The organism is Streptomyces sp. 6N223 (assembly GCF_052246635.1).
Lineage (GTDB): Bacteria > Actinomycetota > Actinomycetes > Streptomycetales > Streptomycetaceae > Streptomyces.
This window is the reverse complement of record NZ_JBQQCA010000013.1, coordinates 111,558-127,626: the sequence shown is the minus strand read 5'-3', so window position 1 is coordinate 127,626 and position 16,069 is coordinate 111,558. Positions and strand designations below refer to the sequence as shown.

At 73.9% G+C, this 16,069-nt stretch carries 16 protein-coding genes and 1 pseudogene; 7 read left to right on the top strand and 10 right to left on the bottom strand.

The features are described from left to right. Positions 1-126 (bottom strand): annotated as a pseudogene (locus ACTWQH_RS11395) (ATP-binding cassette domain-containing protein); the annotation flags it as partial. Between ACTWQH_RS11395 and ACTWQH_RS11390 the strand changes: the two are divergent. Then, positions 68-1,000: an ABC transporter permease gene (locus ACTWQH_RS11390; RefSeq protein WP_443286320.1), complete on the top strand. Its 933-nt coding sequence runs from the start codon at positions 68-70 to the stop codon at positions 998-1,000. The pseudogene ACTWQH_RS11395 and the gene ACTWQH_RS11390 overlap by 59 nt on opposite strands. Before the next feature lie 29 nt (positions 1,001-1,029). Here ACTWQH_RS11390 and ACTWQH_RS11385 read toward each other — a convergent pair whose 3' ends face one another. Then, positions 1,030-1,344 carry an ATP/GTP-binding protein gene (locus tag ACTWQH_RS11385; protein ID WP_443286319.1) on the bottom strand — a complete coding sequence of 105 codons (315 nt, stop codon included), beginning with the start codon at positions 1,342-1,344 and terminating at the stop codon, positions 1,030-1,032. A gap of 199 nt (positions 1,345-1,543) precedes the next feature. On the opposite strand from ACTWQH_RS11385, the gene ACTWQH_RS11380 reads away from it, so the two are divergent. Further along, positions 1,544-2,710: an LLM class flavin-dependent oxidoreductase gene (locus ACTWQH_RS11380; RefSeq protein ID WP_443286325.1), complete on the top strand. Its 1,167-nt coding sequence runs from the start codon at positions 1,544-1,546 to the stop codon at positions 2,708-2,710. Between the two features lie 5 nt (positions 2,711-2,715). Here the strand turns inward: ACTWQH_RS11380 and ACTWQH_RS11375 are convergent, their stop codons facing one another. The 3 genes from ACTWQH_RS11375 to ACTWQH_RS11365 all read right to left on the bottom strand — a co-directional run bounded on the left by ACTWQH_RS11375 (position 2,716) and on the right by ACTWQH_RS11365 (position 5,791). Next, positions 2,716-3,108: an SCO5389 family protein gene (locus tag ACTWQH_RS11375; protein ID WP_443286318.1), complete on the bottom strand. Its 393-nt coding sequence runs from the start codon at positions 3,106-3,108 to the stop codon at positions 2,716-2,718. 272 nt (positions 3,109-3,380) lie between these two features. Continuing rightward, a complete protein-coding gene (locus tag ACTWQH_RS11370) occupies positions 3,381-4,052 on the bottom strand; it encodes a response regulator (protein ID WP_443286324.1) in 672 nt (223 codons plus the stop codon). An 89-nt stretch (positions 4,053-4,141) separates the two neighbouring features. Next, positions 4,142-5,791, bottom strand: a complete 1,650-nt coding sequence (locus ACTWQH_RS11365; protein WP_443286317.1) for an ATP-binding protein — start codon at positions 5,789-5,791, stop codon at positions 4,142-4,144. 110 nt (positions 5,792-5,901) lie between these two features. On the opposite strand from ACTWQH_RS11365, the gene ACTWQH_RS11360 reads away from it, so the two are divergent. Beyond that, a complete protein-coding gene (locus ACTWQH_RS11360; RefSeq protein ID WP_443286316.1) occupies positions 5,902-7,317 on the top strand; it encodes a cation:dicarboxylate symporter family transporter in 1,416 nt (471 codons plus the stop codon). A 167-nt stretch (positions 7,318-7,484) separates the two neighbouring features. Further along, positions 7,485-8,144: an endonuclease NucS gene (gene nucS / locus ACTWQH_RS11355; protein WP_443286315.1), complete on the top strand. Its 660-nt coding sequence runs from the start codon at positions 7,485-7,487 to the stop codon at positions 8,142-8,144. Between the two features lie 138 nt (positions 8,145-8,282). Here the strand turns inward: nucS and ACTWQH_RS11350 are convergent, their stop codons facing one another. The 4 genes from ACTWQH_RS11350 to ACTWQH_RS11335 form a co-directional block, all read right to left on the bottom strand. After that, positions 8,283-10,700: an ATP-binding protein gene (locus ACTWQH_RS11350; RefSeq protein WP_443286314.1), complete on the bottom strand. Its 2,418-nt coding sequence runs from the start codon at positions 10,698-10,700 to the stop codon at positions 8,283-8,285. Positions 10,701-10,817: 117 nt separating this feature from the next. Then, a complete protein-coding gene (locus ACTWQH_RS11345; RefSeq protein WP_443286313.1) occupies positions 10,818-11,114 on the bottom strand; it encodes an STAS domain-containing protein in 297 nt (98 codons plus the stop codon). A gap of 161 nt (positions 11,115-11,275) precedes the next feature. Continuing rightward, positions 11,276-12,124, bottom strand: a complete 849-nt coding sequence (locus tag ACTWQH_RS11340) for a 3-hydroxyacyl-CoA dehydrogenase family protein (protein WP_443286312.1) — start codon at positions 12,122-12,124, stop codon at positions 11,276-11,278. 107 nt (positions 12,125-12,231) lie between these two features. Next, positions 12,232-12,870, bottom strand: a complete 639-nt coding sequence (locus tag ACTWQH_RS11335; RefSeq protein ID WP_443286311.1) for a TetR/AcrR family transcriptional regulator — start codon at positions 12,868-12,870, stop codon at positions 12,232-12,234. Between the two features lie 81 nt (positions 12,871-12,951). On the opposite strand from ACTWQH_RS11335, the gene ACTWQH_RS11330 reads away from it, so the two are divergent. From ACTWQH_RS11330 to ACTWQH_RS11320, 3 genes are all read left to right on the top strand, one after another. Beyond that, positions 12,952-13,743 carry an ABC transporter ATP-binding protein gene (locus ACTWQH_RS11330; RefSeq protein ID WP_443286310.1) on the top strand — a complete coding sequence of 264 codons (792 nt, stop codon included), beginning with the start codon at positions 12,952-12,954 and terminating at the stop codon, positions 13,741-13,743. Between the two features lie 67 nt (positions 13,744-13,810). Then, the gene (locus ACTWQH_RS11325; protein ID WP_443286309.1) at positions 13,811-14,593 is read left to right on the top strand and encodes an ABC transporter permease; all 783 of its coding nucleotides are present in this window, start codon (positions 13,811-13,813) and stop codon (positions 14,591-14,593) included. 23 nt (positions 14,594-14,616) lie between these two features. Further along, entirely contained in the window at positions 14,617-15,195 is a 579-nt protein-coding gene (locus ACTWQH_RS11320) for a cob(I)yrinic acid a,c-diamide adenosyltransferase (protein WP_443286308.1), read from the top strand. A 199-nt stretch (positions 15,196-15,394) separates the two neighbouring features. Here ACTWQH_RS11320 and ACTWQH_RS11315 read toward each other — a convergent pair whose 3' ends face one another. Further along, the gene (locus tag ACTWQH_RS11315; RefSeq protein WP_443286307.1) at positions 15,395-15,955 is read right to left on the bottom strand and encodes a hypothetical protein; all 561 of its coding nucleotides are present in this window, start codon (positions 15,953-15,955) and stop codon (positions 15,395-15,397) included. Positions 15,956-16,069 lie beyond the last annotated feature (114 nt).

Below are 16,069 nucleotides of genomic sequence, written 5' to 3'. Positions count from 1 at the left end.
CGGCTCGTCGAAGAGCAGCACCTGCGGGTCGCCCAGCATCGCCGCCGCGATGCCCAGCCGCTGCCCCATGCCGAGCGAGAAGCCCTTGGACCGCTTCTTCGCCACGTCCTGGAGGCCGACGACGCCCCACCCCGCCGCCCTCCAGGGCGGCTACGCCTCCCCCATCCCCGTCCGCCGCACCCACCTCGGGCACGCCATCGCCTCGGAGTGGACCAAGATCCGCACCGTGCGCTCCACCGTGTGGACGCTCGTGCTGATGTTCGTGCTCACCGTCGGCGTCAGCCTGCTGCTCGCGATCCCGCTCAGCGGCGAGGACGAACTGGGTGTGCCGCTGCTGGCGGGCGGCTTCTTCGGCCTGATGCTGGGTCAGCTGTGCATCATCACGCTCGGCGGGCTGGTGATCACCTCCGAGTACGGCACGAGCATGATCCGCACCACGCTCACCGCCTGCCCGCAGCGCGGCCGCGTGCTGCTTGCCAAGGCGCTCGTGTTCTTCCTGCTCGCCTTCGCCATGACGCTGGCGGCCTGCGCGCTCAGCAGCCTGATCCTGTCCTCCGTCCTGGGCGACATGCCGGTGGACCAGTTCGCCGACCCGGACCTGATGAAGGACTCGGTCGACCCGGAGACCGGCTACGTGATCGCGAAGAGCGGCCACTGGCTCGGCGCGACCGTGGGCGCGGCGCTGTACGTGTCGCTGCTCGGGCTGCTGAGCCTCGCGATCGGCGGGCTGCTGCGGCACTCCGCGGGGACCATCACCACCATGGTCGGCGTCGTGCTGCTGCCGCTGATCATGGCGTTGTTCATGATGGGCGACAGCCTCCAGACCGTCCGCGAGAAGCTCATCGAGTACTCGCCGCTCAACGGCCTGGCCTCGCTCTACCGCATCCCGATGGAGGGCGGGGACGACGCCACCGGCTGGCCGCTGCTCGGCCTGCTGGCCGGGGTCACCGTCGCCGCGCTCATCGCCGCCTACGCCAGGTTCAGCACCGCCGACGCCTGACAGCACGTCCCTGCCGCAGGCCCGGCCGGTCAGCCGGGCCTGCGGGGGCGCGGCGGGCGGGCGCTGCGGCGGTCGCGGGCGTTCCAGCAGGCGCGGTGCCAGTGCCTGCGCTCGCCGATGTCCCCGAGGCGGGGCCAGGCCACGACGTGCGGCACGCCGGGCGGGATCTCCTGGTCGCAGCCGGGGCAGCGGTAGCGCTTGGCCGCGGCGCCCGCGCCCATGCCGCGCACCACCCACTCCTCGCCGCGCCACTCCTCGGTGTGCTCCAGGCCGTAGCGGGGGGCGTCCTCCGCGGGCGGCTGCTGCTTTCGCTGGCCGCGTGGCTGGTTTCGACGCGGGGACACGGGACACCTCGGAGCTGTACGTGGGGCTTGTTCCTGGGGTGCCCCAAGCTTACGCACCGCCAGGGACCTCACGATTCCTCGTGATCATCGGAAGAATCTGCCTCCGGGCCGTGCCTTTGGCACGTGTCAGCCGTTAATGCCAGTGCAACATGCCACGTGCCAGGCCGGGTTCGGCGTCGAACGGGAAGGGGCGAGCGCGATGCGGGAGGCGTTAAGGGTGGGGGCGTTCGTGCTCGCCGGGCAGTATCCGGGGCAGTCCGCCGAGGAGGCGCTGCACCGGGCCGCGCTCTCCGCCGAGGTGGCCGAGGAGGCGGGTCTCGACGCCGTCTGGCTGGCCGAGCACCACTTCGTGCCGTACGGGGTCTGCCCCTCGGCGGCGACGTTCGCCGGCGTGCTGCTGGGCCGCACCCGGCGGATCCGGGTGGGCACGGCGATCAGCGTGCTGTCGACCTCGCACCCGGTGGCGCTGGGCGAGCAGGCCGCGCTGCTGCACCTGCTGTCCGGCGGGCGGTTCAGCCTCGGCGTGGGGCGCGGCGGCCCGTGGGTCGACCTGGAGGTGTTCGGCGGCGGCCGGGATGCGTTCGAACGCGGCTTCCCCGAGTCGCTCGACCTGCTGCTGCGCTGGCTGCGCGAGCCCAGCGTGTCGGCGGACGGCGGGCGTTACCGCTTCCGCGAGGTGCCGGTGGTGCCGGCGCCCGGGCCCGGCGGCCCCGAGGTGCTGGTGGCCTGCACCTCGCCGGGCACGGTGCGGCTGGCCGGGAGCCGGGGGCTGCCGATGCTGCTGGGGATGCACATCGGCGACGAGGAGAAGGCCGGGATGGTGACGCTGTGGCGGCTGGCGGCCGAGGAGGCCGGGCTCGACGAGGCGGCCATCGCGGCGGCGGAGCGGCAGCACGTGTCGGCGGGGGTGGCGCAGGTCGCCGACAGCCACTCGGAGGCGGTGCAGACGCTGCGCGACGCGCTGCCCGGCTGGCTGCGGCAGGGGCTGGCGGCGCACCGGACGCTGGATGACCGGCCGCGGCCGATGCGCGACCCGCTGGCGTACACGGAGCTGCTGTGCGAGCTGCACCCGGTGGGCGATCCGGAGCTGTGCGCCGAGCGGCTGGTGCGGACGGCGCGGCGCACCGGGATCAGCCGCTTCGCGCTGCTGGTCGAGGGCTCGGGCGAACTGGCCGCCACGGAGCGGAACGTGCGGCGGCTCGGCGGGGAGGTGCTGCCGCTCCTCGCCCGGCGCGCGGAGGGCTCCGGGCGCACGGGGCGAGGAGTGGCGTCGGCCGGCGGGCCGGCCTCCGGCGAGCCGGGCGGGCGGAGCGGGCCGAGCGAGCCGGCCCGGCCGCCGCGATCGCCGGAGGCGTTGCGAGGCTGAACCTTTCAGCAGTCGCGCAGCTCAGGCGACTGGTTGAGCAGCTGTGCCCGCACGGACGTGAACCGCGTGAGCGTCTCGTCGGCCGAGTGGTCGAGCGGGAAGACGGCCACCCGGTGGCAGTTCTGGAACGCCAGACGCACCCCGAAGTGGCGCTGCAGCGCCCCCTTGATGGCGTCGCTGGCGAGGGCTCGCAGCAACTGGCCGCGCGCCTGCTCGTCCGGCGGCGGCGTGGTGTTGTCGGCGAACTCACCACCGTCCACCTGCAACCGGGCAACCAGGGAGCTGATCATGTCCCAGGCATAGGGCAGAGAGTTTCGGACGCAGTCGATGAACTCCGCTTCATCGACCTCGCCTCGCTCGGCCTGCTCAATCAGCACCGGTGAGACGTCGAGCGACATGGAATTCTCCTCTCACGACCCCTGACGGGATCGGGCGGACGGGACGTGTCAGGACCCCGCCGCCATCGCTCACCGCGTCCCCCCTCGTGACCTCCGGGTGAAGCCCGGACGGCGTGCCCCGGCCCAACGTTAGGGCTCGCCGGGCTGGCATGTCAGTGGAATGGGCACATAACTGGCCACTGTCAAATCCCACCAATCCCGGCCATTCCGCAGCCGCTCGCGCGCCCCTCGCGCCCCGTCACCGGGCCTGGTCGGCCAGCCTGCGCCCGCCCTCAGCCGGGCTGGGTCAGCCAGCGGTAGCACAGCTCGGGGCGCCCCACGTTTCCGTAGCGGGGGCTGCGGACGGCCCGGCCGGTGCTCACCAGGTGCTCCAGGTAACGCCGGGCGGTGATGCGGGAGATACCCACCGCGCCGGCCGCCTCACTGGCCGTCAGGCCGTCCTCCGCGCCCCGCAGCGCCTCGGTGACCGCCGTGAGCGTCGGGCCGCTCATCCCCTTGGGGAGCGCGGCCGCCTGGGGCGCCCGCAGCGCCGCGAGCGCCCGGTCCACCTCCTCCTGACCGCTGGCCTCGCCGACGGACGCCCGGAAGGCGGCGTAACGAACCAGCCGGTCGCGCAATGTGCCGAAGGCAAATGGCTTGAGCACGTACTGCACCACGCCGAGGGAGACGCCCTCCCTGACCACGGCGAGGTCGCGGGCGGAGGTCACGGCGATCACGTCCAGGGCGTGGCCGGCGGCCCGCAGCGAGCGCAGCAGCGCCAGGCCGTGCCCGTCGGGCAGGTAGAGGTCGAGCAGCAGCAGGTCGACGGGGGTGCGCGCCAGCAGCCGCCGGGCCTCGGCGCCGGAGTGCGCGGTGCCGACGGCCGTGAAGCCGGGCACGCGCTCGACGTACGCCCGGTGGGCCTGGGCGGCCAGCGGCTCGTCCTCGACGACGAGCACCCGGATCGGCGGCGCCGCCGGGCGCCGCCGCGGGCGCCGCTGCGGGCGCGGGCCCGCGCCCGCGCCCGCGCCGGGCTCCGGGTCCTGGGGGCGGGTCACGCCGGCACCTCCGCGGGCAGCGGCAGCCGGACGGTGAACCGGGCGCCGCCGGGGGTTTGCGCGGAGGCGGCGTCCACCCCGATGGTGCCGCCGTTGCGGCACACGGCCTGGTTCACCAGGGCGAGGCCGAGCCCCCGGCCCTCGCCCTTGGTGGAGACGCCCCTGCGGAACGCCGCTGCCGCCGCCTCGGGGGACAGGCCCGCGCCGGTGTCGCTGACGGCCAGCAGCAGCTCGCCGTCGGCGGCGCGCGCCACCACGGTCACCAGCGGCGTCCCGGACCCGGCAGCCGCGCCCGCAGGCCCGTCACCGAGGGCGGCCTCGACGGCGGCGTCCACGGCGTTGTCGATGAGGTTGCCGAGGATGGTCACCAGGTCGCGGGTGGGCAGCGAGGGCGGCAGCACGCCGTCGTCGATGCTGCTGTCGGGGTCCAGGACCAGCTCGACGCCGCGTTCGGCCGCCTGCGCCGCCTTGCCGAGCAGCAGCGCCGCCAGCACCGGCTCGCTCACCGAGCCGACCACGCGGTCGGTGAGCGCCTGGGCCAGCTCCAGCTCGGCGGTGGCGAACTCCACCGCCTCCTCGGCCCGGCCGAGCTCGATGAGGGAGACCACGGCGTGCAGCCGGTTGGCCGCCTCGTGCGCCTGGGAGCGCAGCGCCTCGGCGAAGCCGCGCGCCGAGTCCAGCTCCCCGGCCAGCGCCCGCAGGTCGGTGTGGTCGCGCAGCGTCACCACCGTGCCGCGGCGGGAGCCGGTGGCGACCGGGGAGGTGCTGACCACGAGGATCCGCTCGGCGGTCAGGTGCACCTCGTCCACCCGGGGGCCGTCGGCCCGCAGCGTCTCGGTCAGCGGTTCGGGCAGGCCGAGCCCGCCGATGCCGCGGCCGACCGGGCCGCCGGGAACGGCCGCGAGGGCGAGCAGCTCGCGGGCGGCGTCGTTGATCAGGGCGACGCGGTGCCGGTCGTCGAGCAGCAGCAGGCCCTCGCGCACCGCGTGCAGCGTGGCCTCGTGGTAGTCGAGCATCTGGCTCAGCTCCACGGCGTTCATGCCCCGCGTGTGGCGGCGCAGGCGGCGCTGCAGGGCGTAGCTGCCCACGCCGCCCAGCGCCAGCGCGGCGAAGGCCACCACCAGCAGGCCGGCCACCTGGCGGGCGAGCCGGTCGCCGATCGCGTCCACGCCGAGGCCCGTGCTGACGAGGGCGACGATCTCGCCGTCCGCCCGGTGGACGGGCACCACGGCGCGCACCGAGGGGCCGAGGGTCCCGGTGTAGGTCTCGGTGAAGGTCTCGCCCGCCAGGGCCGGGCCGGTGTGGCCGATGAAGGTGCCGCCGATCCGCGCCGGGTCGGGGTGGGTCCAGCGGGTGCCGTCCGTGTCCATGATCGTCACGAAGGTGATGCCGGTGTCGCGGCGCACCTCCTCGGCGTACGGCTGGAGCAGCGCCGAGGGGTCGGGCGAGCGCACCGCCTCGAGCACGAACGGGGAGTCGGCGATCGCCTCCGCCGAGGCGGTCACCTCGTGCCGCGCCGCGTCCTCGGCCTGGGCGCGGTCGGCGGCGTACGCGAAGACCGCGCACCCGGCGACGGCCAGGGCGACCAGCGCCGCCTGCACGGCGAAGAGCTGGCCCGCCAGGCTACGGGGGCGTGGCATTCGCATGACGACAGTGTGCACGGCTTTCGCGAACGAAATGAACGCAACCGTGACCCCGGTCACAGGCTCGTGGATATTCAGCCCGACGAGGACTCCACGAGGACGAGGAGCGAGCCGTGGCGACCAGCTCATCGACGACGACACCACCCAACCCGAACGCGGGCCCGCGGCGCAAGCGGGATCGGACGCACTACCTGTACATCGCCGTGATCGCCGCCGTGGCCGCGGGCATCACGCTGGGGTTCGCCGCCCCCGACGCGGCCGTGGAGCTGAAGCCGCTCGGCGAGGGCTTCGTGAACCTGATCAAGATGATGATCTCGCCGATCATCTTCTGCACGATCGTGCTCGGCATCGGCTCGGTCCGGAAGGCCGCCAAGGTCGGCACGGTGGGCGGCATGGCCCTCGGCTACTTCCTGGCGATGTCCACCGTCGCGCTCGCCATCGGCCTGCTGGTGGGCAACGTCCTGGACCCGGGCTCCGGGCTGCACCTGACCGAGGAGACGCGCGGCGTGGGAGCGGAGCAGGCCGCGGAGGCCAGCGAGTCCACGACCGAGTTCCTGCTGGGCATCGTCCCCACCACGCTGGTCTCGGCGTTCACCGAGGGCGAGGTGCTCCAGACGCTGCTGGTCGCGCTGCTGGTCGGCTTCGCGCTCCAGGCGATGGGCGGCGCGGGCGAGCCGGTGCTGCGCGGCGTGGGGCACATCCAGCGGCTGGTCTTCCGGGTGCTGGGGATGATCATGTGGGCCGCGCCGGTGGGCGCCTTCGGCGCCATCGCGGCGGTGGTCGGCGAGACCGGCATGGACGCGCTGCGCTCGCTGGCGGTCATCATGATCGGCTTCTACATCACCTGTGTGCTCTTCGTCTTCGTCATCCTGGGCACGCTGCTGCGGGTGGTCGCGGGAGTGAACATCCTCTCCCTCTTCCGCTACCTGGGCCGGGAGTTCCTGCTGATCCTGTCGACCTCGTCGTCGGAGTCGGCGCTGCCGCGGCTCATCGGCAAGATGGAGCACCTGGGCGTCAGCAAGCCGGTCGTCGGCATCACGGTGCCCACGGGCTACTCCTTCAACCTGGACGGCACCGCGATCTACCTGACCATGGCCTCGCTGTTCATCGCGGAGGCGATGGGCGACCCGCTGTCGATCGGGGAGCAGCTCGCGCTGCTGGGCTTCATGATCATCGCGTCGAAGGGCGCGGCGGGCGTCACGGGGTCCGGCCTGGCGATCCTCTCCAGCGGCCTGCAGTCGCACCGCCCCGAGCTGCTGGACGGCGTGGGTCTGATCGTCGGCATCGACCGCTTCATGAGCGAGGCGCGGGCGCTGACCAACTTCGCGGGCAACTCGGTGGCCACGCTGGTCATCGGCACCTGGACCAGGGAGGTCGACCGCGAACGGATGGACGAGGTGCTGTCCGGGAGGCTGCCGTTCGACGAGACGACGCTGGCGGGCGACGGGCACGGGCACGAGCACGAGCCCGCACCGGAGGCGCGGCCCGCCGGGCACGCGGTCGAGCGGGCCCCGGCGCCGACGGCGTAGCGGCGGACGCCCACCCCCGGGGAGGGCATGCACCCATGGCGCCCACCCATCCCGGCAACCCCGGGCGGGGTGCCGGGGCGTGGGCGGCAGAGGGGGTCCGGTGCGGAGCCACGAGGTGCGGGCGGGCGGGGAGAACACCCCGCTCCCCGCCCCCTAGGCTTACGCCCATGCGCCTCGTCATCGCCCGCTGCTCCGTGGACTACGTCGGACGGCTCACCGCCCATCTGCCGCCCGCGCCGCGGCTGATCCTCGTCAAGGCGGACGGCTCCGTCTCCATCCACGCCGACGACCGCGCCTACAAGCCCCTCAACTGGATGTCCCCGCCGTGCGTCCTGAAGGAGGGCGACGGCTCGTGGACGGTGGAGAACAAGGGCGGGGAGCGCCTCATCATCACCATGGAGGAGATCCTCCACGACTCCAGCCACGAGCTCGGCGTCGATCCCGGCCTCATCAAGGACGGCGTCGAGGCGCACCTCCAGGAGCTGCTGGCCGACCGCATGGACACCCTGGGCGAGGGCTGGACCCTGATCCGGCGCGAGTACCCCACGGCCATCGGACCGGTGGACATCCTCGGGCGCGACGCCGAGGGCGTCACCGTCGCGGTGGAGATCAAGCGGCGCGGCGAGATCGACGGCGTCGAACAGCTCAGCCGCTACCTGGAGTTGCTGAACCGGGATCCGCTCCTCACCCCGGTGCGCGGGGTGTTCGCCGCCCAGGAGATCAAGCCGCAGGCGCGCACCCTCGCCACGGACCGGGGCATCCGCTGCGTCACCCTGGACTACGAGGCGCTGCGCGGCACGGACGACGACAAGCTCCGCCTCTTCTAGTTCCAGGCCCTGTCCGGGCGTTCGAGGGCCGGAAGAATGCGGCGGCTGGAGAACGACCAACAGCCCACGCTGGACCCAGCCGCCGACGTGCCGTCCATGGTGCGGGCGGGCGCTGGGCCGCAGGCCATCCCCGGGCGTCTACGCGGTCATCGCTTCCGAGGCTTCCGGGGCGCTGGCGCTGCTGGTCTCCGTCTCCGTCTCCGTCTCCGTCTCGCTCTCCGTCTCGGTCGGCGAGGGCGAGGGGTCCTCCGTCTCGGTCTCCGTCGGCGTCGGATCCGGCTCGGTCTCCGTCTCCGAGGGGGTGGGCCTCGGGTCGCTCGTCGTCGGGTCCGGCTCGCTGGGCGTCGGGCTGACGCCGCCGCTGCCGGACTCGGTGGGCTGCCCGGTGGGGCTGCTGGGCTCCGAGGTCGGCTCGGTCGGGCTGGCCGGGGTGGTGGGCCCGGCGGCCGGGTCCGAGGTGGCGGCCGACTCCTCGGGCGACTTGGTGGGCTCGGAGGAGGACGGGTCGTCCGTGGGTTCGGTGGGGCCCTCCCCGGGGGTGGTCGGATCGGGGTCCGGGCCGGTGTCGGGGTCGGCGAAGGTGGGGTCGGCCCGGTCGTCGTTGACGGGGGTGTCCTCGCCGTCCGAGGTGACGCCGAGCCCCACGACGGTCGCGAGCACGGCCGCCAGCAGCGCCCCGGCGGCGGTCGCCGCGAGGTTACGCCGCGTGGTGCCGGCGGCGTGGTGGGCGATCTGGTGCCGGGGCAGCGTCTGGGTGGCGTCCTCCGAGCCGGCGGGCACCGGCACCTGCCGGGTCGTGGGCCCGCCGGGCTCGTGCGGCATGGCGGGTCCGACCGGTCCCGCCATGCCCGCCGGGCCGACCGGTCCCGTCGGCTCCAACCCGCCGGCCGGGCCTGCCGGTTCCGGCGGCACCGGGGCCGCCGCGCCCGCCGCCGAGGCCGCCGCTGCGGCGGGCGCGGCCGGTGCGGCGGGTGCGGCGGGTGGCAGAGCCAGTCGCATGGTCCTCTCGGCCGGCGGCAGCGCGGGCGGGCGCGGCGGGCGGCTCAGGTCCTCCACCAGCGTCAGCGCGCGCCGCCCCGCCGTCGCGCCGCTGGCGTCCGCCAGCACCCCGCGCAACGCCGTCGACGCCTCCAGCTCCGCCCGCGCCCGGTCCAGCCGCCCCTGACAGATGGCCAGCACGCCCAGCTCGTGGTGGAAGTACGCCTGCCTGGCCACGTCCCCGACCGTGCGCGCCGACTCCCCGCCGCTGCGCAGCATCCGCTCCCACGCACTCCACCGCAGCGCGACGGCGAGCAGCGGCGCGGCCGCGCGCGCCAGCTCGGCCACGGCGTGCGGGTGGCCGCCGCGCTGCGCGGCCTGCGCGACAGCCAGCAGCACCTCGGTCTCGGCGGCGGCGCGCTCGGCGGTGGCGGCGGGCTCCGACAGCCAGCCGGCGAAGTGCTGGGCGGCGGCGAGGGCCCGGGCCGGGGCGGCGTCGGCGAACCCGGAGGCGACGAGGTCGGCGGCGGACGCCGCGGAGAGGCGGTGCCGGCTCCCGGTCACGGTGAGCAGCCCGCTGCCGAGCAGCTCGGCACGGGCGGCCGTGGCCTGCGGGTCGCCGGTGAGCGCGGCGAGGTGGGCGGGACCGGGCAGCTCGCCGCCGAGCGCGACCGCCAGCCGCAGGATCTCCCGCGCCCTGTCCGGCAACGCCAGCGCCAGGCCCGCCGCCAGCCCCGCCGCCTCGGGAAGCGGCCCCTCACCCGCGCCGCCGTCGCGCAGCCGCAGCAGGGTGCCGGCCTGCACGGCGCGCAACGGCGCGCCCTCGGCGGCGAGCCACAGCGCGGCGGCCCAGTCGGCCTCGGCATCGCCCAGCGGGCGCCCGGCGGTGAGCTCCGTCAGGTTCCGGTGGGCGGTGCGGCTGATGCCGGTGAGGAAGACCTCCTCCAGGCGCGAGCCGCCCGCGGGGGCGGGAACGCCGGGGTGAGCGGAGATCAGGAAGGCGCACTCGGGCGTCGCGTCGAGCAGGCCGTCGAGCCCGGCACCGCCGAACTCGACGTCGTCCAGGACCACGACCGCCCCGATCTCCCGCAGCGCGGCGGTGAGTTCGGGGCGTCCGGGCCGGTAGAGGCGGGTGTGGTGGACGACCGCGTACAGCTCGTGCAGCAGGTCCTCGACGGTGCGGCGGTGGCCGCTGAGGCGTATCACGCCGTCGGGCGCGAGGGCCGCGCAGTCCTCGGCGACGGCGTCCAGCAGCGCGGTGCGGCCGGAGCCGGGCGCGCCGGTGAGGCGGACCGAACGCCCGCGCGCGAGCAGTCGGGAGAGCCGGTCGCGTTCCTCCTCGCGCTCCAGCAGCGGCGGCGCGAGCGAAGCGAGATGGGGGTCCCCCCGGCCGAAGGCTGGGGGAGTGTGCGCGCGGTCGGCGGCTGCTTGCGGCCGGTCCTGTCGGGGGCGGCGGGGGGTGAGGGGGCGCCGGCCGGGAGGACAGGACACGATCTCGCAGCCGTCCACGGGGTTGACGGTCAGCAGGAAGTCACCCGCGACCAGTTCAACGGCGGCGGCCGAGTGGTTGGCGTCCATCGTGAGGCGTCCGGAGTCCCTTGCAGGTGCGTTGCGAATCGGTGCGGCCCACGCCGCCTGACGCGCCAACGCTACCGCTACGCCCCACCCGCAGGGCGAGGGGGCGTTTTGGGGCGTTCAGGGAGCGATGGTGAGGATGCGGTGCAGTCGCGTCGCGACCAGGACGCGGCGCATGCGGGGCGGCACGTCGCGCAGCACCAGCCGGCGGCCGCAGCGGCCCGCGCGGCGGTGCGTTGCCATGATGACCCCGAGCCCGGTGGCGTCCCAGGAGTCCAGCCCTCTGAGGTCCAGCACCAGGTCCCCCTCCCCCGCGTCCACGGCGCGGTGCAGCGCCAGCCGCGCGTCCGCGGCGCTGCGCACGTCCAGACGCCCGCCGACGACGACCAGTTCCTCGTGGTCGCCCGTGATGTGCATATGCGCTCCGACAGTGAGAACAACGGTGAGAAAGGGTGAGAAGGGAAGAGACGAGAACGGAGGAGACGACTGCTACAGCTGACTGGTCCGGGATGGGGGCGGTTGCTGTCCGTGCCCGAACCGATACCTAAGTCACCCGTGCGGGTGACGCGCACGGGCGGTCAGTAGGCGTAGAAGCCCCGGCCGCTCTTGCGGCCCAGGTCCCCGGCCTCCACCATCCGGCGCATCAGCTCGGGTGCGGAGAACTTCTCGTCCCTCGTCTCGGCGTAGATGTTCTCCGTGGCGCGCATGATGACGTCGACGCCGGTGAGGTCGGCCGTCGCCAGCGGCCCCATGGTGTGGCCGAAGCCGAGCCGGCAGGCGGCGTCGATGTCCTCGGCGCTGGCCACGCCCGACTCGTGCAGCCGCACCGCCTCCATGACGAGAGCCGAGATGAGCCGGGTGGTGATGAACCCGGCGACATCGCGCTCGACCACCACGCAGGTCTTGCCGGCGGACTCGGCGAACTCCCGGGCGGCGGCGAGCGTTTCGTCGCTGGTCTTCGTGCCCCTGACCAGCTCGCACAGGGCCATCATCGGGACCGGCGAGAAGAAGTGGGTGCCCACCACGTGCTCGGGGCGGCTGGTGGCCGCGGCGAGCTTGGTGATCGGGATGGCGGAGGTGTTGGAGGCGAGCACCGCGCCGTCCTTGGCGATGGCGTCCAGCTTGCGGAAGAGGTCCCGCTTGACGTCCTCCTGCTCGAAGACCGCCTCGACGACGATGTCCGCCTCGGCGGCGGCCTCCAGCTCGGTGGTGGTGGTGATGCGGGCCAGCGCCGCCTCGGCCTGCTCCTCGGCCAGCTTGCCCTTGGCCACGAACTTGCCCAGCGAGGCGCCCACGGCGTCCCGCGCCCGGCTCAGCGCCTCGTCGGTGATGTCGCGCAGCACCACCTCCCACCCCGCGACGGCGGAGACCTGGGCGATGCCCGATCCCATCAGTCCGGCGCCGATGACGGCAAGCTTCCTGGCCACGATCGATCTCCCTTGATCCGAGGCTGTGTTCGCGAAGTTCCCGAAAGACTTCCGGGCGCGACACCTTAGTCGCCCCGGGGCCGCGTTGGGGCGGGAAGAGACGCGACTCACGCCCCGGGCTTGCGGGCGTAGTTCAGCACCGTCTCGCTCATGAGGGCCTGGGCGGCGTCGAGCTTCTCCAGCAGCAGCTCGACGAGGGCGTCGGTGGACATGCCCTGGTCGGTCGCGCGCCCCACGGTGCGGTGGACGATGCCCGGGAGCACGGTGAGCTGCACGGCGACCAGCTCCGGGGTGTGGTCGCCGGGCTCGGCGCCGGTCTCCTCGCGCAGCGTCTCGGCGAGCCGGTCGTGCATCCGGTGGTGCATGCCCAGCAGCCGGGACCTGAGGGTCGGCGATTCCTGGACCACGCGCATGAAGCGGTGCCAGCCGCCGCCCAGCCCGATCCACGGGCTGCGCTCCGCCACGTCCCGCCGCAGGCCCTCCAGGATCGCCTCGGCCGCCGAAACGCCGGGCCCGCGCTCGCGGACGCGCGTGGCGGGGCGTTCGACGATCTCCTCCTCGCGGTCGAAGAAGAGGTCCTCCTTGGTCGGGAAGTAGTTGTAGACCGTGTTGACCGAGACGTCCGCCGCATCCGCGATCTCGGCGACGGTCACCGTCACGAAGCCGCGCTCCATGAACAGCCTGGTCGCGATGTCGGAGATCTGCTGCCTGGTCTGCTGCTTCTTCCGCTCCCTGAGGCCCGCCATGCCGTCATGGTAGCGATCCTTGGCCAAGCTTAAAACTTGGTGGCATTGCATTTTTTGGTTCGCTCTGTTTTTCTTGCTGACATGGCTGCGACCCCGATCCTGACCACCCACGACCTGGCCCGCACCTTCACGACCAAGCGCGGGACCGTGGAGGCCGTGCGCGGCATCGACATGAGCGTCGACGCCGGGGAGATGCTCGGCTTCCTCGGGCCGAACGGCGCCGGCAAGTCGACCACCCTGCGGATGCTCACCACCCTCCTCGCCCCCAGCCGGGGCACCGCCACCGTCGCCGGGTACGACCTGGCCCGCGAGCCCACGGCCGTGCGCACGGCCATCGGCTACGTCGCCCAGTCCGGCGGCGTCGCCCCCGAGGAGACCGTGCGCGCCGAGCTGACCCTCCAGGCCCGCATGTACCGGCTGCCGAAGGCCGAGGCGATCGCCCGCACCGAGGAGCTGGCCAAGGACCTGGACCTGACCGACCTGCTGGACCGCAAGTGCTCCCAGCTCTCCGGCGGCCAGCGGCGGCGGCTGGACATCGCCATGGCCCTCACCCACCGGCCGCGAATCCTCTTCCTGGACGAGCCCACCACCGGCCTCGACCCGGGCAGCCGCGCCGACGTGTGGGACCTCGTCCGCCGCATCCGCGCCGAGAGCGGCACCACCGTCTTCCTCACCACCCACTACCTGGACGAGGCCGACGCCCTCGCCGACCGGCTGATCATCGTCGACGGCGGCCGGATCGTGGCCGAGGGCACCTCCGAGGAGCTCAAGGCGCGCTACGGCGGCTCGCCGGACGCCACCCTCCAGGACACCTTCATCGCCATCACAGGCCGCGGCCCCAAGAAGGACGACCAGGCCCCCGTCGCCGTCTGACGACCGGCCGACCCGCCGCCCGGCCGACCCACCGACCCGTGCGAGACCCAGAGGACCCGACCCCGCCATGTCAGCGACTTCCCCCGCGCAAGTCCGCGCCGCCCTGCTCTCGGACACCGGCCTGATCTTCGGCCGCTACATCCGGCAGACGCTGCGCTCCCGCATCGGCCTCATCTTCGGCCTGCTCCAGCCCACGCTCTTCCTCATCTTCTTCGGCCCGCTCCTGGAGGACGTCCGCCTCGGCGGCGAGGGCGACTCCTGGCAGACCCTCGTCCCCGGCCTGCTCGTCCAGCTCAGCCTCTTCAGCTCCGCCTTCGCCGGCTTCGGCATCATCATGGAGAAGCAGCTCGGCATCATCGAACGCATGCGCGTGACGCCGGTCAGCCGTCTGGCGCTGCTGCTGGGCCGCGTGCTGCGCGACGCCACCCAGCTGCTGGTGCAGTCCCTGGTCCTGGTGCTGCTCGGCGTCGCCTTCGGGCTGCGCACCTCCGTCCTCGGCGTGGTGATCGCCTTCCTCTTCGTGGGCGTGCTCGGCATATCGCTGGCCTCGCTCTCCTACGCCTTCGCCATGCGCGTCGAGACCATCCAGGAGTTCGCGCCCGTCATCAACTCCATCAACCTGCCCGCCATGCTGCTGTCCGGCATCCTGCTGCCGATGGCCCTCGCCCCCGCCTGGCTGGACGTCATCTCGCACTTCGTGCCGTTCCGCTACATCGTGGACGCCGTCCGGGCCGCCGTCGTCGGCGACTACGGCAGCGGCGACCTCGCGCTCGGCGCGCTGGTGGCCGCGGCGCTGGCCACCGTGTCGCTCACCATCGGCACCCGGCTCTTCCGCAAGGCCGGGGCTTAAGGGTGGCGCAGTAGGCTCGTGCCATGGTGAGGCTCACCCGGATCTACACGAGGACCGGAGACGACGGCACGACGGCGCTGGGCGACTTCAGCCGCACAGCCAAGACCGACCCGCGCATCGCGGCGTACGCGGACGCCAACGAGGCCAACGCCGCCATCGGGACGGCGCTGGCCCTCGGCGAGCTGCCCGAGGAGGTCAGGGCGGTCCTGATCCGCGTGCAGAACGACCTCTTCGACGTCGGCGCCGACCTGTGCACCCCGGTGGTGGAGCACCCCGAGGTGCCGCCGCTGCGCGTCGAGCAGGGGTACGTCGACCGGCTGGAGGCCGACTGCGACCGCTTCCTGGAGGAGCTGCCGAAGCTGCGCAGCTTCATCCTCCCCGGCGGCACGCCCGGCGCGGCCCTGCTGCACCAGGCGTGCACGGTGGTCCGCCGCGCGGAGCGCAGCACCTGGGCGGCGCTCGACGCCCACGGCGAGACGATGAACCGCCTCACCGCGACGTACCTCAACCGCCTCTCCGACCTGCTGTTCATCCTCGCCCGCACGGCGAACCGCTCCGCTGGCGTCGACGACATCCTCTGGACCCCCGGCGAGAACCGCTGACGGCCGCTCGGGGGTGATGTTCCCCGCCCACCCACCCCAGGGGGGCCGGACAGGACAGGGCCAGGCCGCGCCAGCCGCGAGGCGGGTGGCGTATCCGGCAGGACGCGGTGCCGGGCCAGCAAGTCCGGCGGCATCCGCCCAGGACCACAGCCGCCAGCGCCGTGCCGGGGCGCGCGCCCCGGCAGGTGCGGCTCGCGGGCTAGCTCCCCGCGTCGGCGGGGGCCCGCTTCGGCCAGATTGTGTACGCCAGCGCCACGATGCCGTGGATGCCGAGCACCCGCAGCGCCGCCCCCTCCGACGCGCGCAGCGGATCCACGCCGCCGTCGGCGTCCCCGGCGTTCTCCGTCGCCCAGATCAGGCACTCGAGCACCACCAGCGAGATCACCACGGCGATCAGCGTCCTCGACCAGACACGCCACTCCTCCCGCGCCCGCTCCATGCCGTACAGCGTGACGGCCGCCGGCTTCGGCCCGCCGCCGAAGCGGTACGCCACGTGCCGGTCCGCCCAGGCGATCACGGAGTGGCCGTAGGCGATCGTGAACCCCAGGTACAGCGCGGCCAGGCCGTGCGCGAACGTCGGCTCCTCGCCCCTGGTCAGGTCCACGGCCGTCGCCGTCAGCAGCAGCGCGTCGATCAGCGGGACGCCCAGCAGCAGCGCCGCGCTGGTGCGGCGCATCCGCAGCAGATAGCGGACGGCGAGGCCGGCGGCCAGCACCGCCCAGAAGGCGAACTCGGCGGCGACGATGAGTACGACGATCACGCCCTCAAGGCTCGCCGCCGAACGGCCGCCCGGCGTCGTCGCGGGCGACGATTCCCGCCCGCCGGGCTGCATCGTTCGATGTACGCCGTCCGATGGTGCCGCCGCATGCCCCGG